At 34.4% G+C, this 25,220-nt stretch carries 29 protein-coding genes and 1 riboswitch; of the genes, 27 read left to right on the top strand and 2 right to left on the bottom strand.

All coding sequences use genetic code 11. From position 1 onward, the window contains the following. The first annotated feature begins 12 nt into the window (after positions 1 to 12). From EZV73_RS01260 to EZV73_RS01225, 8 genes are all read left to right on the top strand, one after another. Complete coding sequence (locus tag EZV73_RS01260; protein ID WP_240837546.1) at positions 13 to 672, top strand: response regulator transcription factor; 660 nt, start codon at positions 13 to 15, stop codon at positions 670 to 672. Beyond that, positions 662 to 2,035: a HAMP domain-containing protein gene (locus EZV73_RS01255; protein WP_240837543.1), complete on the top strand. Its 1,374-nt coding sequence runs from the start codon at positions 662 to 664 to the stop codon at positions 2,033 to 2,035. The genes EZV73_RS01260 and EZV73_RS01255 overlap by 11 nt, the downstream gene beginning before the upstream one ends. 104 nt (positions 2,036 to 2,139) lie before the next feature. Then, positions 2,140 to 2,835 carry a Crp/Fnr family transcriptional regulator gene (locus tag EZV73_RS01250; protein ID WP_240837541.1) on the top strand — a complete coding sequence of 232 codons (696 nt, stop codon included), beginning with the start codon at positions 2,140 to 2,142 and terminating at the stop codon, positions 2,833 to 2,835. 88 nt (positions 2,836 to 2,923) lie between these two features. Further along, on the top strand, positions 2,924 to 3,565 hold the full coding sequence (pcp, locus tag EZV73_RS01245) for a pyroglutamyl-peptidase I (RefSeq protein WP_240837539.1): 642 nt from the start codon (positions 2,924 to 2,926) through the stop codon (positions 3,563 to 3,565). A gap of 65 nt (positions 3,566 to 3,630) precedes the next feature. Beyond that, positions 3,631 to 4,587 (top strand): hypothetical protein, encoded by a 957-nt coding sequence (locus tag EZV73_RS01240; RefSeq protein ID WP_240837538.1) that lies wholly within the window; start codon positions 3,631 to 3,633, stop codon positions 4,585 to 4,587. Positions 4,588 to 4,614: 27 nt separating this feature from the next. Further along, a complete protein-coding gene (locus tag EZV73_RS01235) occupies positions 4,615 to 5,043 on the top strand; it encodes an SRPBCC domain-containing protein (RefSeq protein ID WP_240837536.1) in 429 nt (142 codons plus the stop codon). 101 nt (positions 5,044 to 5,144) lie between these two features. Beyond that, positions 5,145 to 5,597, top strand: a complete 453-nt coding sequence (locus EZV73_RS01230) for an NUDIX hydrolase (RefSeq protein ID WP_240837534.1) — start codon at positions 5,145 to 5,147, stop codon at positions 5,595 to 5,597. Further along, entirely contained in the window at positions 5,587 to 6,453 is an 867-nt protein-coding gene (locus EZV73_RS01225) for a DUF89 domain-containing protein (RefSeq protein ID WP_240837532.1), read from the top strand. The genes EZV73_RS01230 and EZV73_RS01225 overlap by 11 nt, the downstream gene beginning before the upstream one ends. 20 nt (positions 6,454 to 6,473) lie before the next feature. Here EZV73_RS01225 and EZV73_RS01220 read toward each other — a convergent pair whose 3' ends face one another. Next, positions 6,474 to 6,953: a hypothetical protein gene (locus EZV73_RS01220; RefSeq protein WP_240837530.1), complete on the bottom strand. Its 480-nt coding sequence runs from the start codon at positions 6,951 to 6,953 to the stop codon at positions 6,474 to 6,476. Between the two features lie 29 nt (positions 6,954 to 6,982). Then, positions 6,983 to 8,257, bottom strand: a complete 1,275-nt coding sequence (locus EZV73_RS01215; protein ID WP_240837528.1) for an SLC13 family permease — start codon at positions 8,255 to 8,257, stop codon at positions 6,983 to 6,985. 58 nt (positions 8,258 to 8,315) lie between these two features. Then, positions 8,316 to 8,394: riboswitch (Fluoride riboswitch) on the bottom strand. A 215-nt stretch (positions 8,395 to 8,609) separates the two neighbouring features. Between EZV73_RS01215 and EZV73_RS01210 the strand changes: the two genes are divergently transcribed. The 19 genes from EZV73_RS01210 to EZV73_RS01120 all read left to right on the top strand — a co-directional run bounded on the left by EZV73_RS01210 (position 8,610) and on the right by EZV73_RS01120 (position 25,080). Then, positions 8,610 to 9,614, top strand: coding sequence for a nucleotidyltransferase domain-containing protein (locus EZV73_RS01210; protein ID WP_240837526.1), 1,005 nt, complete (start codon positions 8,610 to 8,612; stop codon positions 9,612 to 9,614). 311 nt (positions 9,615 to 9,925) lie between these two features. Next, positions 9,926 to 11,446, top strand: a complete 1,521-nt coding sequence (locus tag EZV73_RS01205) for an HTH domain-containing protein (protein WP_240837524.1) — start codon at positions 9,926 to 9,928, stop codon at positions 11,444 to 11,446. Between the two features lie 104 nt (positions 11,447 to 11,550). Then, positions 11,551 to 13,158, top strand: a complete 1,608-nt coding sequence (locus EZV73_RS01200) for a PTS transporter subunit EIIC (RefSeq protein WP_240837522.1) — start codon at positions 11,551 to 11,553, stop codon at positions 13,156 to 13,158. Between the two features lie 8 nt (positions 13,159 to 13,166). Continuing rightward, positions 13,167 to 13,889: a ribulose-phosphate 3-epimerase gene (locus EZV73_RS01195; protein WP_240837520.1), complete on the top strand. Its 723-nt coding sequence runs from the start codon at positions 13,167 to 13,169 to the stop codon at positions 13,887 to 13,889. Between the two features lie 17 nt (positions 13,890 to 13,906). Beyond that, positions 13,907 to 14,365 carry a hypothetical protein gene (locus tag EZV73_RS01190; protein ID WP_240837519.1) on the top strand — a complete coding sequence of 153 codons (459 nt, stop codon included), beginning with the start codon at positions 13,907 to 13,909 and terminating at the stop codon, positions 14,363 to 14,365. 1 nt (position 14,366) lies between these two features. Beyond that, positions 14,367 to 14,837, top strand: a complete 471-nt coding sequence (locus tag EZV73_RS01185; protein ID WP_240837517.1) for a PTS glucose transporter subunit IIA — start codon at positions 14,367 to 14,369, stop codon at positions 14,835 to 14,837. A 36-nt stretch (positions 14,838 to 14,873) separates the two neighbouring features. After that, on the top strand, positions 14,874 to 16,010 hold the full coding sequence (locus tag EZV73_RS01180; RefSeq protein ID WP_240837515.1) for an iron-containing alcohol dehydrogenase: 1,137 nt from the start codon (positions 14,874 to 14,876) through the stop codon (positions 16,008 to 16,010). A 2-nt stretch (positions 16,011 to 16,012) separates the two neighbouring features. Further along, complete coding sequence (locus EZV73_RS01175) at positions 16,013 to 16,459, top strand: heme-binding protein (RefSeq protein ID WP_240837513.1); 447 nt, start codon at positions 16,013 to 16,015, stop codon at positions 16,457 to 16,459. Then, positions 16,452 to 17,252, top strand: a complete 801-nt coding sequence (locus EZV73_RS01170; protein WP_240837511.1) for a transketolase — start codon at positions 16,452 to 16,454, stop codon at positions 17,250 to 17,252. Before EZV73_RS01175 ends, EZV73_RS01170 begins: the two co-directional genes overlap by 8 nt. Next, positions 17,245 to 18,180 carry a transketolase family protein gene (locus EZV73_RS01165; RefSeq protein WP_240837509.1) on the top strand — a complete coding sequence of 312 codons (936 nt, stop codon included), beginning with the start codon at positions 17,245 to 17,247 and terminating at the stop codon, positions 18,178 to 18,180. The genes EZV73_RS01170 and EZV73_RS01165 overlap by 8 nt, the downstream gene beginning before the upstream one ends. Position 18,181: 1 nt before the next feature. Further along, positions 18,182 to 18,436, top strand: coding sequence for an HPr family phosphocarrier protein (locus EZV73_RS01160; protein WP_240837507.1), 255 nt, complete (start codon positions 18,182 to 18,184; stop codon positions 18,434 to 18,436). Positions 18,437 to 18,453: 17 nt separating this feature from the next. Beyond that, entirely contained in the window at positions 18,454 to 20,163 is a 1,710-nt protein-coding gene (gene ptsP / locus EZV73_RS01155; RefSeq protein WP_240837505.1) for a phosphoenolpyruvate--protein phosphotransferase, read from the top strand. A 186-nt stretch (positions 20,164 to 20,349) separates the two neighbouring features. Continuing rightward, a complete protein-coding gene (locus EZV73_RS01150) occupies positions 20,350 to 20,634 on the top strand; it encodes a YciI family protein (protein ID WP_240837502.1) in 285 nt (94 codons plus the stop codon). Positions 20,635 to 20,699: 65 nt separating this feature from the next. After that, positions 20,700 to 21,044, top strand: a complete 345-nt coding sequence (locus EZV73_RS01145) for an inorganic diphosphatase (protein ID WP_240837500.1) — start codon at positions 20,700 to 20,702, stop codon at positions 21,042 to 21,044. 2 nt (positions 21,045 to 21,046) lie between these two features. Beyond that, on the top strand, positions 21,047 to 21,952 hold the full coding sequence (locus EZV73_RS01140) for a GNAT family N-acetyltransferase (protein ID WP_240837497.1): 906 nt from the start codon (positions 21,047 to 21,049) through the stop codon (positions 21,950 to 21,952). Between the two features lie 4 nt (positions 21,953 to 21,956). After that, positions 21,957 to 22,505, top strand: coding sequence for a hypothetical protein (locus tag EZV73_RS01135; RefSeq protein WP_240837495.1), 549 nt, complete (start codon positions 21,957 to 21,959; stop codon positions 22,503 to 22,505). Further along, positions 22,489 to 23,199 (top strand): hypothetical protein, encoded by a 711-nt coding sequence (locus EZV73_RS01130; RefSeq protein ID WP_240837493.1) that lies wholly within the window; start codon positions 22,489 to 22,491, stop codon positions 23,197 to 23,199. The genes EZV73_RS01135 and EZV73_RS01130 overlap by 17 nt, the downstream gene beginning before the upstream one ends. Before the next feature lie 8 nt (positions 23,200 to 23,207). Continuing rightward, positions 23,208 to 23,513, top strand: coding sequence for a YciI family protein (locus EZV73_RS01125; protein ID WP_240837491.1), 306 nt, complete (start codon positions 23,208 to 23,210; stop codon positions 23,511 to 23,513). Positions 23,514 to 23,607: 94 nt separating this feature from the next. Further along, positions 23,608 to 25,080: a hypothetical protein gene (locus EZV73_RS01120; RefSeq protein WP_240837489.1), complete on the top strand. Its 1,473-nt coding sequence runs from the start codon at positions 23,608 to 23,610 to the stop codon at positions 25,078 to 25,080. Positions 25,081 to 25,220: the final 140 nt, after the last annotated feature.

Here is a 25,220-nt window from a genome sequence, read left to right as displayed (position 1 = left end):
AAAGGACATTTTATGATTTGTTATCTTGTCGAGGATGAAGAAAACTTAAACACACTTTTGACGTTTTCACTAAAACAAGAAGGATATGATGTGACCAGTTTCTTAACTTATAATGAAGCTGTCGATCATTTAGAAGATGATGTAGACGCTTGGATTGTAGATATCAACCTACCTGATGGGTCTGGACTCGATTTGGTTAAAGAAATCAAAAGTATTTACCCGAGCAAGAAAGTGTTGATTACATCTGCAAGAGATTCGGAGATAGACAAGCTTCTAGGGTTAGAAATTGGCAGTGATGATTATATCACAAAGCCCTTTTTACCAAGGGAGTTAACTATACGTTTAAACCGACTTATGAAATCAGTAGTAAAAAATACATCTAACAAGACTTTCGGTTTAGTAGAGATCGACTATGAGAAAAGGTTGATTTATGTGGAAGGCAAAATGGCTGATTTTACTTCTAAAGAGTTTGATATGATTGCCATGTTTTCAAAACATCCCAATCAAGCCTTTACAAGAGAACAACTCCTTTATAAGATTTGGGGAGATGATTACTTTGGAAGCGACAGAGTCGTGGATGATTTAATCAGACGTATAAGAAAGAAATCAAGTCATCTGCCTATAGAAACGGTTTATGGCTTCGGTTATAGATGGTGCGGACATGAAGACTAAGTCATTGTTCACTAGGTCTATGTTATGGATTGTTGTACCAACAATTATCATTTCACTGATTCTGATGATTGTTTTGCAATCTGTCATTAAAGATTACTTTAGACAAGACTCTTATAACAGGCTGGATAGTGAAATTGGTCGTTTAAGAGGGATAGACCAGGATAAAATAGAATCCAGTGTAATAAGTCCTGTTAAAGATCGAATAGCATCAGCCCTGGCCATAAGGGTTCTACCTTCTAAGCAGGTCAATTCTACATTTGTTTTAAAGAAGAATGATGGTTCTTATGAAGTCCTGGCAAGAGACTTAGGATTTCTAGAAGCAGTTATTCAAGAAATTGACGTCACTCAGGATATGCCTTTTCATGGAGAAACTGTCTTTGAAGAGGAAAATGTTTTTTATGCCGTTGCTCAATATGACCAACTTATTGAAGAAAAAAGGCTGCCATCTAAGGATGTGGCGAGTGTTTATTATGTGACTTATATTTCTGAGAAATACAGCATTGAATTGACGCAAAATGTGATGCTTACATTTGCCGTCGGCTTGTCTGTTTTACTCATCATCGTCATAACCATTTTATTCTTTGTATTTAGGTCGATTGGTAACAGACTAGGGCATTTAGAAGATGGTACTAAAAAAATAGGTGAAGGCGATTTTAACACGGTTATCAAATCAACACCAAAAGATGAAATCGGCAGACTCGGCGATGCTATGAACAGGATGGGAAGACAGCTTTCTTTAATTCAAGAGGAACAGGCTGAAAACTTTCAGATCATCAGTCATGAGCTTAAAACGCCGATTATGGTTTTACAAGGCTATATGGATGCCCTTATTCATCATCAATATCCCAATGGGACGCCTGAAGCTTCTTATGAAATCATCATGAAGGAGCTAGATAAGTTAGAGAACTTAACCAAAGACTTGATTATTTTAAATAAGAGTGATTATCTGGCAAGAAACAATGTGAGTATGGCCTCTCTTAAGTTAGAGGACTTGTTTGAAAAAGCAGTAGAAACCCTTAACAATAGACAACTCGATGTTGTCATTGAAGGTTATCATCATTTGACAGGTGACTATGAATCTTGGATGAGGATTGTTGAAAATATTTTAACCAATCAAATGCGGTACGCAAAATCAAAAATCATTATCAAGCTAGGTGATTCCATTATGATTGAAAATGATGGTGACCAGATAGATCCATTTATACTTTCTAATATAAAGAAACCATTTGTTAAAGGTAAAGAAGGCAGGTCTGGACTGGGTCTTGCCATCATAAACAATACACTTAAACTTTATCATTATGAGCTTTATATAGAAAACACGCCTATGGGTGTCAGGTACATGATCACAAAAGAAGTTCATTAGGACTTCTTTTTCTTGTATAATAAAATCAGAAAAATGTGGTTTAGACAACAAATTTATCTTGTCTAATCTGTTATAATCACATAAATGTGGGAGTAGGTATAAAAATGTATGAACAACTGTTTAATGAAGAACTTCAAAAAAAGATGACAAAATGTTTTCTGAATGTGCTGGCCCCTTTAGGCAGTAAAAAAACATTTAAGAAAAATGAGATTGTTGATCCTGAAAGTGCAGACCAAGTTTATATCGTTGTTGAAGGTGCTTTCGACCAAGTCCTTTATTCAGAAGATGGCGATGAAATTACTTTTTTTAGATTAGATAAGGGCACGATTTTTGGAGAGATGGATTTCTTCGATGGTTATAGAACCTGTGTCATTACAAGGGCTGCAGAAAAATCTTCTATATCGATTGTTTCGAGAGACAAGATTGAAGATCTTCTTAAAGAACAACCAGAACTTTATAAGGAGTTTATGCATTCCATCATTAGAAAATATAGGATTGTCATGCTTGAACTTGCTGATATGAGGTTTAACAATTCTCTTGGTAAGCTTGCCCATGCTATTTTGAGATGGAGCCATACAACCAACTACCGAACTGATGATGACAAGCAGAAAAAGACGATTCAGATGAGACTGACCCATGAGGAGCTTGCCAGCAGGTTGGCTTCTAATCGTTCGACCATAACCAATGGCCTTAAGTTTTTTAGGGATAAGGGATTTATAAAGATAGAAGAAAGGCGTATTACGGTTATAGATGAGGCCGGACTAAAGGATTACATCAATCCTTACTGGGCAGATTGTTAAATAGAGGACTTTTGTTAGCCAGACAACAGAATCTTCCATGTCTAAGATGTAAACTATGACTAGCAAATAAAGAATACTGGAGGTATAGATGAAAGCATTGGTTACAGGCTTTGACCCATTTGGCGGTGAAAAGATAAATCCTGCTTACGAAGCAGTTAAAAGAATGAAAGATAAGATTGGGGAATGTGAAGTAATAAAGCTTGAAATTCCTACTGTTTTTAACAAGTCGCTTGAACTACTTGAAAGTGCTATAGAAAAAGAAAAACCTGATTTTGTTATTTGTGTTGGTCAAGCAGGCGGCAGATTTGGGATGAGCCTTGAAAAAGTTGGTATCAACTTAAATGAAGCCAGAATTCCAGATAATGAAGGCAACCAACCTTTAAATGAAAAAATCAAAGAAGATGGAGAAACAGCATACTTTTCAAGTCTACCCAACAAGGCAATTGTAAAGACCATGAAAGATAGCTTTGTACCAGCAGAGGTTTCTTATACAGCAGGTACTTATGTTTGTAACCATGTTTTATATGGTTTGATGTACATGATTGATAAGAAGTATCCAGAGATAAGAGGTGGCTTTATACATGTGCCATTTTTACCTCAACAGGCCATAGATAAAAGAAATGCACCTTATATGGATTTAGAAAGCATTATAAAGGGGCTTGAGATTGCCGTTGAAGTCACTGCTACAAATAAAGAAGATCTAGAAATACATGATGGTCAAACACATTAAAAGAAGTTTTCAACTTCTTTTTTTTGTGTTTTCTTTGTTATAATAGTGATGACGAAAGGAGACTTATGATACATCAAGACAATAACAAGAAAAGACCGGATTCTGATTTTTATCCAGGTCATTTAAAATATTTAGTTAAAGGCAATAGTTGCAGGCTTTTAGACGGCAGGCGAACACCAGGCTATATAGGTGAGATTTTTAAAGATGAAGGCATGTTTAGGTTTTGCATTAGTGATTATGAAGACAAAGGCAGGTACTGGGACTTAAATATAGAACGTGTAGAAAACTATCAATTTGATAAGTCGTCTAGTACATGTAATTATAAGGACTTTAAAGTCTTAATTGAAAGCTTTGATAAAGACCTTACCATTGAATATCAAACTTTTATAGAAGATAAGTCTTACTTTGAAAGTGCTAAAGCATTTATTGAATCAAAGTATATGCCACAAGGTCCTTTAGATTATAAAGATGAAGACCAAATGAGCCAAATCCATGAAGTTTTTAAAATATATATGTTAAAGCTTGATTTATGGGAGCTAGAGAAACTTTCCCAGGAACTCATGGTCTTAAATCCATCTTCTGGTGAATGGTTCAAAGGTCTTTACATCGTTATGGCGGAGATGGGGCTTTGCAACTATAGGGGGAAAATACCAAGAACAAAGTCCATTTTTGAAGGTATGGGGACAAAAGAAAAAAGAAAAACCTATATCATGACGCGGAGAGGTTTTGTACAAGCTTTATTTGACCATTATAATCTTTCAGAAGTCACACTTTATAGGGGCATGTCCTCGGAAGGGGACTTTAAAAAAGTTCAAAGATCTCTTTTGAATATGACATTTTCTTTTGAGGTGGCCAGTGCATTTTCTGATATGACCATTGAAAAGTATAGGACGTCTTATATCATCAAACAGACCCTACCTGTAGACACTCTTTTTATGACCTGTTACGAAACCCATGAAATGAACCAAAGGTATAAGGAAAAGGAAGCCATTATTTTTTACAAAGATTCTATTGAGATTTAATGGGTATATTCTTAATGAGGTGATTCGATGTTAGAAATACAAGTTAACTTACCTATTAAAAAAGAAGATGCTATTAGGTACTTTATCGAGCCAGAGCTTTTAAAGAGATGGCTGTGTCGTGATGCCATTGTCAATCCTGTTAAAGGAGGCGCTTATGAGCTCTTTTGGGAATTAGAGGACCGAAACCACAACTGCACTCAGGGGTGTCATTTGACGTCACTTACAGAGGATTATATATCCTTTACATGGAAAGGTCCTATTGAGTTTGAAGATATTATGAACCAAGAGCCATTAACCCATGTGGTAATTATGTTTCATGAAAAGAACAACTCTACTCAGGTAACCCTCTTGCATTCAGGCTGGCAGTCCAGTGAAAAATGGCAAAGAGCCAGACTCTATTTTAAAAATGCTTGGGGCTCAGCACTAAAATCATTAAGGAATATGGAATTTCTCTAGTAAGCCGAAAGGCTTACTTTTGTATTTAAATTGTATAAACTCTCAGCTCAGATGATTGAAAGAAAAATCGTATCTTGCTACAATGTAGCGGGAGATTGATTATGAACTATATAAAATACATGAGAGATAAAGTGGGGACAGCACCTATAAATCTAAGTGGCGCCGTAACCATCATTCATAGGGACAAGCAAATCCTTTTGCAGCATAGAAAAAATGGTAAGTGGGGCCTTATAGGTGGCATTAGTGAGTTAGGAGAATCTTTAGAAGATACTGCTAAAAGAGAAGCTTATGAAGAGACGGGGCTTTCGATTCAAAATCTAAAACTTGTAGCTACCCATTCTGGTAGAGAGGCCTTTATCCAAGTAGATAATGGAGATCAGTTTTACTCAGTAACCATATGCTTTGAGACGTCAGATTTTTCTGGTGATATTTGTGTAGATTTAGAGGAATCTTATGAGGTTAATTTTTTTGACTATGACGATTTACCAGATCATATGGTAAAAAGTCACTTGTTCATGATAAATAAATTTTTGGAGAAATGTAATGAAAGTTAAATACGATTGTATAGGTTGTTTGTCTAGACAGTTTGTTACCTTGGCAACAAAGTTGACTGAAGATGAAATCAAGCAGCAAGAAATTATATCATATGGCTTAAAGACTTTAAGCCATCAGGCCTTTGATTCAATGGCACCAGAGATCACTGGTAAGGTTTGCGCTTATGCATCTCAGCTTACTGGGGTTTTGGATCCTTACTATAATGAAAAAAGAGACTACAATGACATTGCCTTTGACATCATAGATAAGATGGATTTAAAGAAGAAGGTACTTGAAAGTGATGACCCCTTTGATACTGCAGTAAGACTGTCTATAGCAGGTAACATCATAGACTTTAGTGTGGGCTATGACATCGATGAATCAACGGTGGAAAAGTCCGTTCAGATGAGTCTCGAAACACCTCTTTATGGTGTATCGACAAGTCACTTCAAAGAAGCTATTTCAAATGCAAAGAACATATTGTTTTTAAGTGATAATTCTGGTGAAATCGTGTTTGATCAACTTCTAGTTTCACTTCTACCTAAGAGAAAGATCAACTATGTTGTAAAGGGTGGACCTATCGTTAATGATGCCACTATGGAAGATGCTATTTCAACGGGCATGGATCAAATGGTTTCTGTTATAGAAACTGGTTCTCAGATACAAGGTACACTTTTAGACGATTGTCATGATGACTTTAAGGCCTACTTTGAGAAGGCAGACTTGATTATATCTAAGGGTCAGGCAAACTTTGAGACTTTAAGTCATCTTAATAAAAATATATACTTTCTATTAAGAGCTAAGTGTCAGTGTGTGGCTGATGAGATTGGCTGTGAAAAAAATGATTTTGTAATAAAACATAGGGATGTCGTTTAGACATCCCTATTTGGATATTATTATAAGAAATCCGGGTTCTTCTTAAAGTAAAGTCTTTCAGATTCCTCTTTGGACTGATCGATTTTTTTATTTAAGTTACTCAGTATATCCTGGAACTCACTTATGTCTTCTCTAGAGACATTGTAGTATAAAATAAGGTCTTCAAACTTGTTAACAGCTAATTTCATCTGCTTTAAAAAGTCAATGAAGTCATCTACATTCTTTGAAGAACAAACATTTTTAAACTGCTCGATGTCAATGGCGATGATGTCTACCACATCCTCTTCACATTTATATGCCTTAAGGGGTAGAGGATAAGGCTTGATACGTTCTAGGAAATATTCATTTTTCTTGTTGATGTTGTAAACATAAGATAAGTCAATGCCGTTGATATTAAACTTAACATAACAGAGTTTTGAGTTTACAACTTCCACATCTGCACCCATTTGTCTGAGTTTCATTGTTTGGTGAAGTTCATTTGCTTTAATTATCTTTTTCATATGAAAGTTCCTCCTTTATCATTGTATGCCTAAATATAAAAGATGCCAAGATAAACTGCAGATATTAAAACACTTACCATCATAAGTGGAAAACCGATCTTCATGTATTGACCAAAGGATAATTTAAATCCTTTCTTTTCTAACATCCCAGAAACAATGACATTGGCTGATGCACCAATTAAGGTTCCATTACCACCTAGACAAGCACCTAGTGATAATGCCCACCATACAGGTGTCATATCACCACCGCTGATAGCACCAAGCTTTGTTAAAAGTGGGATCATGGTTGCTACAAATGGGATATTATCTAAGAATGCTGATGCGATGGCAGAAACAAATAAAACGATAAAAGTTAAAAGTACAATGTCACCATGAGTAAAGTGTACCAGCTTATCAGCCAAGTAGTCTAAAGCGCCGACTTCTTCTAGGCCACCTACAAGAACAAAAAGCGAAACGAAGAAGAAGATGGTATTCCATTCGATTTCAATAAATATATCCTCTGGATCTTGCTTGGATACAAATAACAAAATGGCAGCACCTGAAATAGCTATTGTTGCTGATTCCAGTCCTAAGGCACCATGCATGGTAAAGCCTACCATGGTTAAAAATAGTATAACCACGCTTTTCTTAAGTAGCGTCTGATCTTTGATGGCAAGGTTTTCATCAAGAGCAAGTATCTCTTTTCTGGCTGATTCTTCACAAGTATAACAGCCTTTATATATGATTTTAAATAAAAACAGTGTGACTAAAAATATAACTACTACAACAGGACCCAGGTTAACTAAGAAGTCCATAAAAGTAATGCCTGTAGCAGAACCGATCATAATGTTTGGTGGATCACCAATAAGTGTTGCTGTACCACCGATGTTTGCCATCAATATTTCTGGTACAAGAAATGGTATTGGATTTAACTTCAGTGTATCCGTAATAACCAATGTGATTGGTGCGATCAGAAGTATGGTTGTCACATTATCTAAAAGTGCTGATGCGACAGCTGTTATGATTAGAAAGAGGACTAATATCCCCCAGGGCCTACCATCGACGACTTTTACAGCCTTTATAGCTAGGTATTCAAAAATACCAGACCTTCTTGTAATGTTAACAATAATCATCATACCAATTAAGATACCGATGGTATTGAAATCAATGTGTTCAATGGCTTTTTCCTGTGCTTCTACACTCATAAACATCATAAGTGCAGCTCCGGTCATAGCAACGGCTACTCTGTTAAATCTCTCTGTTACTATGAGTAAATAAGTAATAGAAAAAATTGCTATTCCTAGAATAATGTGATCTAATGTCATAATTTCCTCCAATATAATTCATAAAAAAAGACCTCAACAAATAAGGCGCTCTTGCGTCTTACAAGTAGAAGCTATCATCCGAATTACGGCGTTTTGAAAGCACTGCTTTCATGGAGAGCATCATCTCCTATCCAATTCCAAACCACATTATACTCCTATGATTTTAAAATGCAATACTTATTTTAAAAATTTTTTTGAGAGCGTTTTCAGAATGAATAGGAATGGGTAATATACTTGAAAGAGGGGATAAATAAATTTTATATACCACCAAATAAGTCGTAAATGAATTAACTTATTCAGTCACTTTTTACAGGACCTATCTGTCTTTATAATATAAATAAGGAGTGAAATGATGAAGATACCAAAAGATAAAAAAATAATATTAGATACACTAATTGAAAAAGTAAAAAGAGACTATCCTGATACCATTGATGCTGTCATTGTTTATGGGTCATATGTGACTGATAGAGCCCATGACTTATCAGATTTGGATTTCTTTTTTATCCCCAATAACGAGTCTGCCTTTGAAATGTCTGTCCAGTTTATTTATGATGAGATAGGCTATGATTTCTGGCCAATTACTTGGGATAGACTGGAGAGATTTGTTTGTCTTAAAGAAGATTTATTATCTCTTATTGGAAGAGGTCAGCTGGTATATGCAAGGGATGAATCTGTCAGAAATAAATACTTAAATCTAGAAAAAAGATCTAATCAGTTAGACGCATATGATTTAGAACAAGCTATTAATCGGCACTTGAATTTATGTAAGGCTAAATACTTTGACATGTATGAAGATCATGTGGATTTAACGGCAGATATTTTAAGCCACTTAATACAAGCAGTAGCATATTTGAACAAGACTTATATCAAGAAATCTGTTAATGATTTAAGAAGAGAAATTCAAGGCTTTAAACTGATACCTAAAGACTTTTATGATAGGGTCTATAACATTGCATCTCAGTCTTATATGGTTCATCATAATGAGTTAAAACAGCTTATTACAGATGTGGAAAAGTTGAGAAATAAAAGTCATGAAGTGCAGGATTTGAAAGGCTTCTATGAAGAACTGAAATCATCTTACAACAAGATTTATCATGCTTGTGATATAGAAGATTACTTAACTATTTTCTTTACCCTATCGAACGTTTGTCATGAAGTTAGATACTTCTTAGGCGAAAAATATTCAGCTTATCCATTTCCTGATTTAAGTGCTGAAGTGAGAAGAAAAAACTACAAACGTATCAAAGAATCAACTAAAATTCATGAACAAACATTATGTTTTGTTCTAAAAGAGATGGATGTCACTGTTGAGAGATATGAAGATTTAGATGATTTTAAAAAGAAATTAGGCATATAATATAAGTCTTTCATGAAAGTATAAGATGTTGATTATCTATTAATGACTTGCATATTTTGGTAAGGGTGAGGTCGTTAAATGGTGGTATGGTCAACTAAGTAAATAACATAGAGTATCAAGAACTTCAGGGCAAATATTGGAGTTCTTTTTATGAGGTAAGAATAGAACTGTAAAGAGTATGATGAAAGCATTTAAACATACAGAATTAGAATTAAGAGTTTATGGAATATTTTTTTGACATAACCTTTCAATTTAGTGTATTTTTAAGTTAGAATGTTAGACTAGTTTGTTAAAAGGAAATGAGAACACATATGATTAAAATTAATTTATTAAATAGACTTTTAAGTAGTGATAGTTATATAACGTCAAAGGAACTTGCTCAAGAACTTAAATGCTCTGTTAGAACCATTAAAACTAACATGGACTATGTAGAAGCTATTTGTCAAGAGCATAAGATTTCCTTCATTAGGAAGAAGGGGAAAGGTTACTTAATCGATGAGAATAGTGAAGTTAAAAGTAAGTTGTCAAAACTATACGAACAGTCTCATTTTAGTCAATCAACTGATAAAGAACGCATGTTAATATTACTGTTTATACTAATCTTAGAACCTGAAAATAAATTAACTATTACTGAACTTTCCGAGATATTTTTCTTATCACGCCCTTCGATATATAAAGGAATAAAAGAAATTAATGGATTCTTAGAGTCGTATGATTCAGAAATTATCAACACTAGAAGTGAAGGACTACAGTTACAAGCTGGTGAAAAGAGAAAAAGGTTGTTACTAACAAAGTGTTTGGATTTATGCAATGACCTATTTGATCAAGAAGATAGCTACGACGATAGATTTAAATTTAGTGAGTACATTAATCAAATTATCAAGCAGAGTGATAAAAGATTTATAAAAAACCTTATATTGAGAATTAAAGAAGAGTGTGGATTAGATTTTTCTTTGCATGAACTTAATTGGTTAATAGAAATCTTTTCAATTTCAATACAAAGAAGTAATAGTGGAAATGAGGTGACTATTCCTCAAACTAGACAAGAGTTGATTAAGCAGATTGATAACAAAAAAACTGTTAAGCTCATTATGGACGAGGTTACCTCTTATACAGGGGTTACATTTTCTGAGCAGGAGGCTATTTATATTTATACACTATTGGTAGTTCAGTCAAGTGAAATGCCAATAAAGCATACTGAAATTTCAAGAAAACTTAGTAAAGAAATTAAAGAATATATCATGGGAACTGTGAACCTGGCAGATGAAGATTATAATTTGTTAACTGATACGGCTATAGGCTTTTTAGTTAAGGAGGTTCACTATCAAATAAATAACCATTATTATAGTATTGTTATTGACTATTATAGAAAACTGGAAGCCAGCTTTGGATTATCTGCTGTTATGGCAAAAAAAATATGTGAATTGAGTAATGAATATTACTCTATCAGGATGACTGAACAATTATTATGTAATTTGATATTTTCAATATCGAATGTGTTTGAAAAAAACAAGCGCCAACTTAAGACCGTTTTACTTCATGATTGTAACGAAATTGAGTTGATATATATAAAAACAAAACTAGATAAGTATATTAACTTCATTAAAATCGTAGATGAAACTTTTGAACTTAAAGATATAACTGATTGCGACTTAATTATTTCAACTATTGATGTTTCAAGAGATGATTTTTCCGTTATTCGGTTTAGTAAAAACATGAATCATTTGGAACTGAACTTACTTTTTAGTAAATGCAATCAGTTGTATCAAATGAGTAACTATAAAAGGATTGTAAAAAATTTTGATAACTTTCCACAAATACTATGTAAATAATTGCACTTGTTTTAGTGTAGCTTTAGATTCGCCGAGACTATTGTTAGTAGATAGTCTTTTTTTTATAATGTTTGTGAGAGGCCTCATTAGTATAAGGAGGAAATATGAACAAGGGGAAATTAAATATTCAAGCGAAGTTTCAGCAATTTGCTGGTGCAATGATGATTCCAATTATTGTTTTAGTAGTGTGTGGTCTTACAATGGGTATAGCATCACCACTAGCAAACTTTATATTTACAAAAGGGACTGTTTTATGGAAAGTAGCTAGACTTTTTATGAAGATTGCATCATTGATTATTAGGAACTTATCTTTATGGTTTGTAATTGGTGTTACATTCGGTTTATCGAAAAAGAACAAAGGTTATGCTGCTTTAGCGGGTATTTTTATGCTTATGAGTGTAAATACTGTAATCTCTAATTTAGCAAGTTTTGATGGTATTACACAAGCAACACTTAATGTAGAATGGCTAATGGAAAACATGGCAATGTCGGCTGATAAAGCCATAGTGTACACGAAAATGTATACAAATGTACTGGGGATCTTTACATATGACTTAAGTATATTTGGTGCAATTATTTCTGGTATTGTTGTTGCATGGATGATGAACAAATGGGGCGATACAAAACTCCCTAATGCTTTAGCATTCTTTGCAGGCCCTAAATTTATTATTATGCTAGTCCCAGTATTTGCAGTTGGTTTAGGCTTTGTATTGTATCATGTATGGCCTGTGATTAGTGCTGGTATTCAAACTTTAGCAATCTTTATTGGTAATGCTGGATTGTTTGGTACATTCGTTTATGGCTGTGTTGATAGAGCTTTACTACCATTTGGTATGCATCACTTAGTAACAATGCCGTTAAGGTACACTGAATTAGGTGGAACTATGTTGGTAGATGGTGTCATGGTTAGCGGTACAAAGAACATTGAAATTGCCTTAACAGGCTCACCAACAGCAACACATTATTTAATAAGAAACTTTACAAGTGGAAGATTATTAATCAACTTAGGTGGCTGGCCGGGGGCAGCATTTGCTATGTATGTTACTGCAAAAAAGGAAAATCGTAAGAAAATGCTTGCGCTAATTATTCCAGCAGTATTTACAGCTACATTTGTTGGTGTAACTGAACCGATAGAGTTCACTACTTTATTTGCAAGTCCATTGTTGTATTACTTAGTACATGTACCGCTATCAGGTCTGGCTTTTGTGTTAGCAGAAGCTACAAAAGTATCAATCCAAGGCTTTGCTGTAATCTTTATGTTACCAAATATTCTACAACCTGCTAAGGTACAAGCTCTTTCGTTGTTGTACTTAGTACCAATTTACTTTGCTCTTTACTTTATAGTTTTCAGATGGGCAATATTAAAGTTTAATTTGAAGACGCCAGGTAGAGGTGATTCAGACGTTAAGTTTGTTACAAAAAAAGAATATAGAAATAGTAGAGAAAATGGACCTAAAGATGGCATAGTTGCCTTTCATGATGCAGTGATAGAGGCATTTGGCGGAAGAAACAATATCGTGTCAGTGGAAAACTGTGCTACTAGGCTTAGGGTGACAGTTAAAGATGATGCAGTGGTAGCTGAGCAGAATGCATGGCTAGACGATCTAGAGGCATTGGGATATGTGAAGAATGGCTTGAATTATCAAATTATCTACGGGCCAAAAGTAACTAATATTTCAGCGGATATAAAAGAAGCCTTAGACATCAATTAGGAGGACAAATGAAGAAAATAAAAATTGCAGCAGGTATGGCAGGCAACTTTGATTATGGCGATGTAAGAAAAAATATGAAAGAAGCCTTAGATGCAGGAGCGGATGTTTGTCACTCTGATGCAGCAGATATGCATGATTTAAGAAATTTACAACTTGTAGGTGGTCATTTGATTATTAAGGGAGTTAGATCGATTACTGATAAGCCTATTGAATGTCATTTTTATACAGAAACATGTGATAGATTGTTTATTGAAAAAATTGCAAAAGCCGGCTGTACCATGTTAGTACTGCCTGCTGAGCACTTTATTGGTGCACCACTGGCTTACATTATTAATTGGTGCCATGAGTTCGGAATGAAGATTGGTTTAACGATTGGTTGTTATACGCCATTATCATTTGTTGAAGAATCAATTTACGATATTGATAGACTTCACCTTGTGATACATGGTGCTGGGAAACCACCAAAGGGAGAAAAAAAGTGGGCTTGGAGAAGATCTTCTTTGGATTTAATTAAAAGATCAAGAGCGCTTATTGATAAATGTAACCCAGACTGTGAGTTAGCCGTTGATGGTGGAATGAGAATTCATAATCTTGAGCCTGTTGTTGCGTGTAATCCTGATATTATGATCTTCACAACTGCAATATATTGCCATCCGGAAGGAACGACTGTTGCTGTACAGGAAATTAGACAAGCTATAGATGATGCTGCAAGAAAGCATAATTTAGAATAATGTTGGAGGAAGGAACCTTGATCAAAGTATTTAAGAATCATAGTAATTTGCTTAAGTTAATAAGACTGTTACACATAGGTGCAGGATTAGGATCCTTAGCATTAATTTATATGTATTCAGTTCATTCTGATGTTTCTTTTATAGATGTTATTAACACTAGAATTGGTTATAATCTTTACTTTCAAGTTGCTATGTTAAACTTCTTATGTTTTATTGAGTTATCTTATAAGAAGGATGAAATACCAAGTCTGGCATTGATTTTACTTTGTACTTTATCCATGAACTTTACTCTAAATATTTTGACAGGGTTCTTCCACCTATTACTACTTGTTAAGTTAAAGAGAGAGCGATTCTTGTCCTTAAAAGAGATACTTGTATCTGTTATAAAGGATAAGAAGATTCTAGGACTGTACATATTACATTTACTATTAGTGTCGGTCATTTATTTAACATTGTATTCATTGATAAGAGGTTAAAATGCGATTATTAAAAAAAGATAGTCTACGTGCTATCACGACAGGTCAATTATTAGATTTAAGTCAGGTTAAAGATCCTGTCTTTAATCAGAAAATGATGGGTGAGGGTGTGGCTTTTGTTTCTGATAGTAAGGTGTTTTATGCACCTTGTAATGGTGTAATTACTTTTTTAGCAGAAACAAAACATGCTATAGGTATAAAATCTGATAAAGGTTTGGAAATCATTATCCATATTGGTTTGGATACAGTTAATCTAAAAGGTGAGGGCTTTATCAGTTATTGTCGTGAACAGGATGAAATAAAAGCAGGTGATAAGCTCATTGAGCTAAGTAATGCATTATTTGAAAATCCTGATATAGATTTAACAACACCTTTAGTTATTACTAACTATACAGCTTTAAAAAATTTAGACATTGATTCAAGTAGACAAATTAATAGCATAGAAGAAAAAGTGATTACTTTTAAAACTTAGGCATTGGACACAATGCCTATTATTGAGGAGAATATTATGAAAAAGTATTATAATCCCGTTGAAATTAACTTTGTTGAGAGTGTTGATGAAGTGATTTCAGCTTTAGAATATGAAAATGGTAAATGCTTGATGATCATTCAAGATAACATTAAAGTCATGTGTGATTTAAGAGAAACATTTAGAAAAAAGCTTATAGAAGCAGGTATTACTGTTGATATCTTTAATAGTATAAGACCAAATCCATTGTATAGTGACATCGATAAAGGTATACAGGTGATCAAAGAAGGTAATTATGACTTTCTTTTGGCTATTGGTGGAGGATCAACATTAGACAGTGCCAAAGTGATGGCTTTTTCTAATAAATATGATATCAGATGGCAAGAAATGTACAATCGAGATTTTAAGAAAGTCAATCCACAGAAACTACCTTTAATTGCTGTACCAACGACTTTTGGTACCGGTTCACATGTGACTCAAGCTTCTGTTGTGAGTGACAGTAATAATGTAAAGCATACTATCTTTAGTGATGATTTCTTCCCAAAAACAGCTTATATTATACCTGCATTATCACTTACTCTTCCGAATTTCTTAACTGCTAGTACAAGTTTCGATGCCTTCTGTCATTTGTCAGAGTCTTACATCAATAACAGGTATTCTGAAATTAGTAGTCATATGGCTATTGAGGGAATGGAGAAAATCGTATGCAACTTGCCAAAAGTATTAAAGGAAAACTCCTTAACTTATAGAAATCAACTTGCCATAGCAGATGCTTATGCGGGTTTGACCTTGTCAAATGGTGGTGCTAATATCCCTCATACCTTTGGAGAGTTGATAACAAGTAGCATCAACAGGATTAATCATGGTCAATCCTTAGCGATTGTCTATCCGTACTTTATCAAATCTTTTTTTGATGATCCAGCATATAGAGAAGGCATAAGAGGGGTTTTAGAGATAGTAAATGACCAAATTCCTGTTATTTGTTCTAGTCAAGCCATTGAAGTCATGACAGATTTTCTAGATGAGATTGGAATGAGTTATAACTTATCTGAATATAAAGTCACGCCAGAAGAACTAAATAGATTAAAGAGTTACTTTAAGAGGCAAAAGAAGTTCCAAGGGGTATTGATTGATGAAATGATAAGTGATTTAGTGAATGAAAGAATTGGAGAATAGCTATGCAAGTCAATGGAGAAGAACTTATTAGTTTTAAGACATTTAATATGAAAAAGATCTATGAAATTGGAAATGCAATTGCACTTAAAGCCATAGAGGAGAATTTGAAGTTGTGTGTAGATATATATAGTTGTGGAAAGATATGCTATCATTTTTCCTCTGATAAATGTAGTCTGGATAATATCAACTGGCTAAGACGAAAGAGGAACTCTGTTTTACACTTTCACAATTCTACATATTTTCTAGATAAGAAGCTTAATGGTGATGCTAGTCTGCTTCCTTCAAAATATGGTTTATCCATTAAAGACTACTGTATAGTAGCAGGAGCTTATCCTATATTCCTTGATACTCATTTTCTTGGTGCTATAGCTGTAAGTGGTATGGCACCAGAAGATGATCATCAGATTATCCAGAAGGTATTACTTGATGCAGGAGGTCATTATGATTAAGATAAATAACATAAGAAAAAACATTGTTAAAATGGTCCATAAGGCTAAATCAGGTCATATAGGTGGTGCTTTATCCGCCGTTGAACTCATGTATGTTCTATATTTTGAGAAGGCTAATATTAATAAAGAAAATGTAGCATCTATCGACAGAGATAGGGTAGTCTTTTCCAAAGGACATGCTTCAGCATTAGCATATGCTATTTTAAGTGAAGCTGATTTGTTGGATGAGGACTTAGAAACGTTTAGAGCACTTGATTCAAAGTTACAGGGCCATCCCAACATGAATTATATTGAAGGCATAGACATGTCGACAGGCTCGTTAGGACAGGGTTTTAGCGTGTCTGTTGGTATGGCTATGGCCAACAAGTTGTCAAATAACAGTCATCGAGTTTATGTTTTGATAGGGGATGGAGAATTACAAGAAGGACAAGTCTGGGAAGCTGCAATGTCAGCAGCACACTACAAACTTAACAATTTATGTGCTCTAGTAGATTGCAATAACCTTCAAATTGATGGTCCTATAGAAATAGTTATGAACTCCAAGCCAATTGATCAGAAGTTCAAATCTTTTGGATGGCATGTTCTAGAAGTAGATGGTCATGATTTACATGCTATTAGACGTGCATATGACTTAGCCGGAAAATATACAGAGGGACCAACAGTCATCCTTGCAAATACTGTAAAAGGTAAAGGAGTAAAATTTATGGAAAATAATCCTTCGTGGCATGGAACAGCACCAAATGACCAAGAGTATTTAAAAGCAATGGAAGTTTTAGAGGTGAATAATGGGTAAAGCGACTAGACAAGCATATGGTGAAGAACTAGAAATAATCATGCATAAAAACAACAAGGTAGTTGTATTTGATGCAGATTTATCAAAGTCAACCAAAACATTTTTATCATCTCAATCTTTTCCAGATAGACATTTCAATATGGGGATTGCGGAAGCTAATATGATTTGCGTAGCGGCTGGTTTTGCAGCAAGTGGTTATACAGCATTTGCATCATCTTTTGCAATGTTTGCTTCAGGACGTGCATGGGAGCAAATTAGAAACTCTGTTGCATATCCTAACTTAAATGTAAATATATGCGCGACTCATGCTGGTATATCGGTTGGTGAGGATGGTGTTTCTCATCAAGCAATAGAGGATATAGCCATAATGAAAGCCATTGCTAACATGGAAATTTATTGTCCTTGTGATGATTTGCAAACAAGAGCAGTTATCAATCATGTCGCTGATACGCCGGGGCCATCTTATGTCAGATTGGGCCGAAGTGGTGTAGAAGATGTTTATAATCATGCATGTGAGTTTAACGTAAAAAAAGCAGACCTCATTTTAGAGGGGCATCATGTCCTTATTATAGCCACAGGACTGATGGTTCAAGAATCTTTAAAGGCCTGTGAAATCCTTAAAGATCAAGGTATAAATGCAAGCTTAGTCAATGTATGCTGTATTAAGCCCTTGGACAATGAGAATTTGATACCACTTATTAAAGCTCATAATTATATTTTTACTTGCGAAGAACATAATATCATAGGCGGTCTAGGTGAGAGTATTACATCACTTGCATCAGAATATTGTCCAAGTTTGATAAAAAGAATAGGTATGCAGGATTGTTTTGCTGAGTCAGGTCCATTTGGCAAGCTTCTAGATAAATACAATTTAAATGGTGAAAAGATTGCAAAGACAATTGGACAGTTTTTAAAAGAAAGGATATAAGATGTTTTCAAACTCAATTAAAGTAAATAATCAAACTGGTATTCATGCCAGACCTGCTAGTGGAATAGTTAATATTGCCAACAAGTACAATGATGATGTAAATCTAATTAATGGAGACAAAACGGCTAATGGAAAAAGCTTGATCAATATTCTGGCTTTGTCAATGAAATGTGGAGATGAAGTAATCGTAGAATCAAAGAACGAAGCTGCAGTTAATGAAATAACAGCCTACATTGATGCACTTAAAGAAGATTAGTTGACAAGGAGAATGATATGTTAACAGGAATTACAGCTTCTGATGGCATAGCTATTGCAAAAGCCTATATCTACAAATCAGAAGCGATTATTATATCAGATCATAGGATTGAAAATGTAGAAAAAGAGTTAATCAAGCTTGATCATGCTATATATGAAACCGAAAGTAAGCTGAAAGATTTAAAAAACGAAACGGCAAAAAAAATTGATGAGGAAAGTAGTTTAATATTTGATGCTCATATCCAGATTTTATTAGATCCTCAGTTTATAGCTGAAGTTAAGTCGCTTATAAGTGATTCTAAGTATAATGCAAGTTATGCGTATAATGAAGTTTCTGTAAAGTATATAAGTATGTTTAATCAAATAGATGATGAGTATTTAAAAGCTAGAACAGCTGACTTAAAAGATGTATCAAGTCGTGTCTTAAGAAATTTATTGGGACTAGCTAGCAACGATTTAAGTCACATAAATGAGCCTGTCATATTACTTGCAGAAGATTTAACACCTTCTGATACAGCTCAACTTAATATGGATTATGTGAAGGGAATAGCCACTATAATGGGCAGTAGAACATCACACAGTGCTATTATGGCAAGATCCTTAGAGTTGCCAGCTATACTAGGTATCAAGGGACTAATGAAAGAAGTCAATCACGGTGATACGCTGATTATGGACTCATCAAGTGGTGGCTTAATTGTAAACCCTAATCAAGAAACTTTCCTATTTTATCAAAATAAACTGATGACTGAAGAGCGAGAACGAGAAGAACTATTGAAGCTTAAACACCAAAAGGCAGTAACTGCTTGTGGCAAAGATGTGGAGCTTTTTGCAAACATTGGATCTCTAGAAGATCTTGAGGGGGTTAAAAAATATGGAGGTGACGGAATTGGCCTCTTTAGGACAGAGTTTATCTTTATGGAGCATAAAGATTTTCCAACAGAAGAAGAACAGTTTATAATTTATAAACAGGTTCTTGATAGAATGGATAATAAAACGGTTGTGATACGTACCTTGGATATAGGCGGTGACAAACATCTACCGTACCTAAAAATGGATGAAGAACTTAACCCCTTTTTAGGTCATCGAGCAATAAGGTTGTGTTTAGAAAAACAGGAAATGTTTAAGACACAGTTAAGAGCCTTATTAAGAGCAAGTATTTATGGCAAACTTAAAATTATGTTCCCTATGATAGCAACAGTGGCTGAGTTTAGAGCTGCTAAGAATTTATTTAATGAAGTTAAAGAAGAGCTACTTGAATCGGACTATAAAGTGAGTTCTGATATTGAAGTGGGGATAATGGTTGAAATTCCAGCAGCAGCGTTGGCTGCAGATGTATTGGCAAAGGAAGTTGATTTCTTTTCAATTGGTACAAATGATTTAATTCAATACACATTCGCTGCTGATAGAATGAATGAAAAAGTATCGTACTTGTATCAGCCTTTCAATCCATCATTACTGAAACTGATTAAAATGGTGATAGATGCTTCCCATAAGGAAGGTAAGTGGACTGGTATGTGTGGGGAAATGGCTGGTGACATCCTTGCAATACCTTTGCTTTTGGGGTTAGGTTTAGATGAGTTTTCTATGTCTGCATCTGGTTTATTGCGAGCTAAAAGAATGATAAGTCAAATTACAATAACAGAAGCAAAAAAACTTGTGAATCAGTGTTTCGATTATGAAAGTAATGAAGCGGTTATAGCTCTAGTTAAGGGGCATAAATTTAGCTAGACTCTTCTTAATTTGGTATTAAACTACCTAGAGTAATTGTAGCCTTACATTATCTTATAACTATTGAAATAGTTTCGTAAACATAGAAAGAAAATGTGGGAGATTAAATAGCTTTGGATAATACTTGATATAAAGTGTTATTTCAAAGCTTTTTTCTGTTAAAATAGTCATAAGGGAGGTAATTTTATGAAAGCAGGTATGACACTTTATGTAAGAAGAGATACAAAGGCAAATGAAGAAAAAGTAGCAGAGGAGATCTTTGAGGCGCATTTAAAGTACTTATACGATTACTCTAAAGACCACAGCTTAGTAGGTGGTGGATTTATGGATCGTCCTGGTGGCATGGTAATTTTTGAAGCAAAAGATATAGAGGATGCACATAAAATTACAAGAAAAGATCCTTTGATTGCAGGAGGTTATTACACTTATGAGTTGATACCTTGGGAACTGGTTATTGTATCAAAAAAATAGTACTTTGATACCTAAAATTGACAGTTTCGTGTTATATGAGTTTGAAATGAAATGGCAGGTGTAAGATGAATATAGAAGCATATTTAAATACTGAAGTTGAAGTGATTATTGATAGACCACTTGGTAAACCACATCCTAGACATAAGGACATGATTTATCCTGTGAATTATGGCTATTTAGAAAATACAGTCGCTGGCGATGGTCATGAGCTAGATGCTTATGTTCTGGGTCCTAAAGAGGCAGTAGAAAGTTTTAAAGGGATTGTTATAGCCATTGTATATAGAGAAGATGATGTAGAAGAGAAACTGGTTGTTGCAAAAGATCATGCTTATAGTGAAAAAGAGATACTAGATGCTATATGGTTTACAGAACAATATTTTAAATCTAGTATTAAGATGGCGGAGAGATAAAAATGTATAACATAGAGAGAATGAACCGTGACGAAATGAATGATGTAATAAGTTTAGTTAAGAAGGTCTTTGATGCATATGTTGGACCAGGCTACAGTGAAGAAGGAAAAAGAAACTTTAATCACTTCGTAGATGACATGGTTAATAGGGAATCAAACATTTTTGTGGCAAAAGCAGATAAGAAATTGGTGGGCATGATCGAGATGAATAAGGGGCATATTTCCCTATTTTTCGTTGACTCTGATTATTTTGGTAAGGGGATTGGTAGAACCTTATTTGAAACCGCTTCAAAAGACTTGCTTTGTGATGTAACAGTGAATGCTTCAGACTATGCTATTAAGGCCTATGAAGCGCTTGGTTTTGTAGGTGTAAATCAGATGCAAAAAAAAGATGGCATCATCTTTCTTCCGATGGTAAAAAAGAGTCCTCTAGTGATTGTAGAAGAATCACCTGATGATTATAAAGAAATTGATCAAGTACTTATCAGTGCCTTTGAAACAGATGAAGAAATGAAGCTTGTAAATTGTTTGAGAGATTCTAATGAGTATATCCATCACTTGTCGACAGTTGCCAAGTTAGATGGTAAGGTTATCGGTCACTGCATGATGACCAAAATAAAAGTAGGGGGTCATGAAGGTTATTTAGCACTGGCGCCCGTCGCTGTTCATGAATCTTATCAAGGCAAGTCAGTGGGCAGTCTTCTGATAAGAGATTCTATAAAAAGAGCTGATGAATATAAAGGGATTGTTGTACTTGGTCATAAGGACTATTATCCTAAGTTTGGCTTTGAACTGGCTTCAAAGTATGGGATAGAATGTCCATTTAAAGTACCAGATGAAAACTATATGTACTTAAAAATAAGTGATTCAGATTCTGGTGTGGTTGAGTACTCTAAAGCTTTTGGGTGATGATATGAAAAAGATTTTGCTACTTTTGATGGCTTTTCTTTTGATTGGCTGTGAAGATGTCTCTTGTGTAAAGCTAGATTATGATATCAGTCAGGTTGATGAGCCCATTATTTTGGATGAAGCGTATAAGCATGCAGATGTTTTTGATTTAAATATTACAGTAGAGGGATTTAAAGTCTATCAAGTGTCTGATTTTAATCATATTTTATTTGTAAAAGATGATTTGATCTTTCAAATGCCATATGGTTATCTAGAAGACATATACCTTCTGGATTCAAATGGAGACGGAAAAGACGAGCTTTTAGTCGTAAGTGATATAGGTTCAGGACTTTTGATCATTCAGATGGCTCACTTTGATCCCGTGACAAAAGAAATCACTGTCGGTCACTTTTACAATGATAATGATAGAATTTCGGTAGATGTTTTAGAGGGCAAGCTTGTTGCCTATAGTGAATATACTTTTGGTAGAGCATCAGAACCTATAGGAGAAATAAGTTTTAAGGAAAAGGTTGAAATTGAAGGGATGGTGGATCATCTTGAAAAGGATAATTAGATTTACTTTGATTATTATTGGTATTGTGGTTTCTGTACTTTTTTATCTGAATTTCTACACCATCGTGACAGAAGCAGACATTGAAAAAGCATTGGAAACAGATACTGGCTTAGATGTCCAGTTGATTTCTACAAGAATCTTTGAAAATGACAAGCTAGTAAGCTTTCGTATAGACAATCAGCTTGGTTTTGCTTATTTGTCTAAGGGACTGAATGACAAGTACCGTTTGGAGTCTGGTTATTACAAGGAACTTCAAGGCAAACTATTGATGTTTGATTATGAATACGATGGCACTGATTATATTCTTCTTGTTGGTGAAGACAATTATAGTAACGTGACATTAGTCAGTGTTCGTGGCTTGCATGAAGTGAATGTGACGACAAGGCCAGTATTTGAAATGATTGATATCGGTCTTAAGGAAAAGGCTATTAAGTCATATTCTATAGATGGCAGTTTGACAAGCATTAAAATTGATGAACCCATTGAATTTATGGACAACAGAAGGCTTATTTACAATGGCCCTAGAAATTTGATATTAATTTCATCTGTCTTAATTTTAGGTTTATTCTGGACTTTGTCTCTGATGTTTACGCCTAAGATCAACTTACTAGAAAAACTATATATGAAAATAACAGGTGCTTACGTCAAGGAAGCTGAACATATAGACGAGGCAGATGGCATGCTTAAATGGTAGGAGGACCTATGCATTATATATACAAGTTACAATTGATAGATAGATTGGTTGGTGGTCAGGATTGGACTGAAGAGGATGAAAAAATAGTGGAAAGACACTTTCATAAACTTCAAGACCTTAAGAAGGAAGGTATTCTAATATTAGCTGGTCGTACCACACATGATGGACCAGATACTTTTGGTATTGTCATCCTTAATGCGGATGAAGTTAAGGCACGTGAGATCATGCTAAACGATCCAGCTGTTAAAGAAGGCATCATGACAGCGGAACTCTATCCTTATAGAGTGGCATTAATTTCAGAAGATAACGTATAAAAGTCCACTAAGGACTTTTTTTAGTAAATTCTTCCTATTATGTCCATTTTTTATTGGCATATGATAAAATAAATTGAGTAGGGGAGGTTGTTCGATGAAAAGATTGATGTTGCTTCTAATGATAGTTTTTAGTCTTGTAGCCTGTGGTGATACAAATGATATGAGTGCTGATTTGCAAATTAAGGTGACAAGATTAGAAGAACAAGTGACAAATTTAGAAGATGAGTTAAGTTTGGCAAGAGTGGACAATGAGAAGGTTCTGTCGGTATATAAAAATCATTATCACTATATGGAAACTGTGGATGATAAAGTTTATGTCATCTATGAGGATACCAGTGGCGAACTTATAAGATCACTTTGGTGTTTGACACCGTCTTCAAAACCTAAAAAGCTATTTGAAGGCACTAGTTTTGATTTTAGAGTCAGTCCCAAAGGCAAGTATATTGCTGTAGAGAGTTTAGACGAGATTTACATACTAGATACAGAAGGTCATTTAGAAAAGAAACTGACTAAAGGTGATCTAGGACTTGAAGACATTTTCAGTTTAAATTTATACATGTGGAATGACCAGGAAACGTCTTTATGGATTGAATCAAAGGACTTGATGCTAACTCAAGCTTATATCAAACTAGAGACCAACACTTGGGATTATAAGATATATACAAATGATGATGTTTTTACGGATGATTATGTTCTGAATCCAAACACTGGTCTGATTCTTTATAGTGATTATCCTCTTATGTTAGATACCATAACTGTTGATGAGTTTATGGAAAATGAAAGATTGGTAACACTTTATCTTCTTGATTTAGAAGAAGAAAAGAATTACAAGATTGATTCTTATTTGACCAATGAGTTTAAGCCAGAGTGGCATAGTGATGAAGAATTTTCTTATTGGATGGGTCACAAATGGAAGAGTGGATCTGTCCTAGAAACGATGATGCTTAGTTTTTCATTTGATTCTATAAGGGAAGCTTGGAATGAAACTTTAGATGAGGTTTATTCTCAGAACAAAGTCTTATCAGAGAAGGAACTTGAAAGTTTAAATGAACTTTTTCAACCTGTATTAACTTTCGATACCATGTCAACAGTAAATCCAATAGGATGTTTTTTCACTTCATTTTATGAAGAAGTAAGAGATATCAATTTAAGTGAGTTTCTGATGTACTATCCTTATGGTGAGGTACCAAAAGAACTAGAAGAGTATGATATATTAAGTAAGTTGGATAATTGGCCATTCAAACATGTCAAAACTCTAAAGGCCATGCCTGTACCGATTCACCGTTATAAAAAGGCGCATGTAGAAGAGGTATTGAAGAGTATCACAGGTGTGAAGATAGATCAACTATCTGAACTTGCTTTAAAAGATGTCTTATACTTAGAGGAAACGGATGCTTTTTATAACTATACAAGTGACTTTGGACCTGGCTGGTTCAAGTGTACTAGTGGCTATCATGAAAAAGATAGACTTATCTTAGAAGGGCAGGCTATTGATACTGAGGCTAGATTAACAATTGTTAAAATTGGAGATGAATATTATATTGACTCTTTTGTAGAGATAAAATAACACTGTCATGGGCAGTGTTTTTTCGTATTTGATGGAATGATTTACACTTTATCTAATGTTTAGACTTTTGTTAGATAGAATCTATTATGATGAACTTAAAGATGAGTAATTATGATTTAGCATGAGCTAATTAGGTCCTA

Source organism: Acidaminobacter sp. JC074, from assembly GCF_022496765.1.
GTDB lineage: Bacteria > Bacillota > Clostridia > Peptostreptococcales > Acidaminobacteraceae > JABXKX01.
This window is presented reverse-complemented; position numbering and strand designations above follow the sequence as displayed.

What these genes read in the sequence shown, in the direction of transcription:
- EZV73_RS01250 (WP_240837541.1), top strand. Translation starts at nt 2,140, where the DNA reads ATGTATGAACAACTGTTTAATGAAGAACTTCAAAAAAAGATGACAAAA.
- EZV73_RS01205 (WP_240837524.1), top strand. Translation starts at nt 9,926, where the DNA reads ATGATTAAAATTAATTTATTAAATAGACTTTTAAGTAGTGATAGTTAT.
- EZV73_RS01255 (WP_240837543.1), top strand. Translation starts at nt 662, where the DNA reads ATGAAGACTAAGTCATTGTTCACTAGGTCTATGTTATGGATTGTTGTA.
- EZV73_RS01160 (WP_240837507.1), top strand. Translation starts at nt 18,182, where the DNA reads ATGTTTTCAAACTCAATTAAAGTAAATAATCAAACTGGTATTCATGCC.
- EZV73_RS01220 (WP_240837530.1), bottom strand. Translation starts at nt 6,953, where the DNA reads ATGAAAAAGATAATTAAAGCAAATGAACTTCACCAAACAATGAAACTC.
- EZV73_RS01210 (WP_240837526.1), top strand. Translation starts at nt 8,610, where the DNA reads ATGAAGATACCAAAAGATAAAAAAATAATATTAGATACACTAATTGAA.
- EZV73_RS01235 (WP_240837536.1), top strand. Translation starts at nt 4,615, where the DNA reads ATGTTAGAAATACAAGTTAACTTACCTATTAAAAAAGAAGATGCTATT.
- EZV73_RS01195 (WP_240837520.1), top strand. Translation starts at nt 13,167, where the DNA reads ATGAAGAAAATAAAAATTGCAGCAGGTATGGCAGGCAACTTTGATTAT.
- EZV73_RS01230 (WP_240837534.1), top strand. Translation starts at nt 5,145, where the DNA reads ATGAACTATATAAAATACATGAGAGATAAAGTGGGGACAGCACCTATA.
- EZV73_RS01225 (WP_240837532.1), top strand. Translation starts at nt 5,587, where the DNA reads ATGAAAGTTAAATACGATTGTATAGGTTGTTTGTCTAGACAGTTTGTT.
- EZV73_RS01260 (WP_240837546.1), top strand. Translation starts at nt 13, where the DNA reads ATGATTTGTTATCTTGTCGAGGATGAAGAAAACTTAAACACACTTTTG.
- pcp (WP_240837539.1), top strand. Translation starts at nt 2,924, where the DNA reads ATGAAAGCATTGGTTACAGGCTTTGACCCATTTGGCGGTGAAAAGATA.
- EZV73_RS01135 (WP_240837495.1), top strand. Translation starts at nt 21,957, where the DNA reads ATGAAAAAGATTTTGCTACTTTTGATGGCTTTTCTTTTGATTGGCTGT.
- EZV73_RS01180 (WP_240837515.1), top strand. Translation starts at nt 14,874, where the DNA reads ATGAAAAAGTATTATAATCCCGTTGAAATTAACTTTGTTGAGAGTGTT.
- EZV73_RS01145 (WP_240837500.1), top strand. Translation starts at nt 20,700, where the DNA reads ATGAATATAGAAGCATATTTAAATACTGAAGTTGAAGTGATTATTGAT.
- EZV73_RS01170 (WP_240837511.1), top strand. Translation starts at nt 16,452, where the DNA reads ATGATTAAGATAAATAACATAAGAAAAAACATTGTTAAAATGGTCCAT.
- EZV73_RS01200 (WP_240837522.1), top strand. Translation starts at nt 11,551, where the DNA reads ATGAACAAGGGGAAATTAAATATTCAAGCGAAGTTTCAGCAATTTGCT.
- EZV73_RS01165 (WP_240837509.1), top strand. Translation starts at nt 17,245, where the DNA reads ATGGGTAAAGCGACTAGACAAGCATATGGTGAAGAACTAGAAATAATC.
- EZV73_RS01150 (WP_240837502.1), top strand. Translation starts at nt 20,350, where the DNA reads ATGAAAGCAGGTATGACACTTTATGTAAGAAGAGATACAAAGGCAAAT.
- EZV73_RS01175 (WP_240837513.1), top strand. Translation starts at nt 16,013, where the DNA reads ATGCAAGTCAATGGAGAAGAACTTATTAGTTTTAAGACATTTAATATG.
- EZV73_RS01120 (WP_240837489.1), top strand. Translation starts at nt 23,608, where the DNA reads ATGAAAAGATTGATGTTGCTTCTAATGATAGTTTTTAGTCTTGTAGCC.
- EZV73_RS01240 (WP_240837538.1), top strand. Translation starts at nt 3,631, where the DNA reads ATGATACATCAAGACAATAACAAGAAAAGACCGGATTCTGATTTTTAT.
- EZV73_RS01215 (WP_240837528.1), bottom strand. Translation starts at nt 8,257, where the DNA reads ATGACATTAGATCACATTATTCTAGGAATAGCAATTTTTTCTATTACT.
- EZV73_RS01125 (WP_240837491.1), top strand. Translation starts at nt 23,208, where the DNA reads ATGCATTATATATACAAGTTACAATTGATAGATAGATTGGTTGGTGGT.
- EZV73_RS01185 (WP_240837517.1), top strand. Translation starts at nt 14,367, where the DNA reads ATGCGATTATTAAAAAAAGATAGTCTACGTGCTATCACGACAGGTCAA.
- ptsP (WP_240837505.1), top strand. Translation starts at nt 18,454, where the DNA reads ATGTTAACAGGAATTACAGCTTCTGATGGCATAGCTATTGCAAAAGCC.
- EZV73_RS01140 (WP_240837497.1), top strand. Translation starts at nt 21,047, where the DNA reads ATGTATAACATAGAGAGAATGAACCGTGACGAAATGAATGATGTAATA.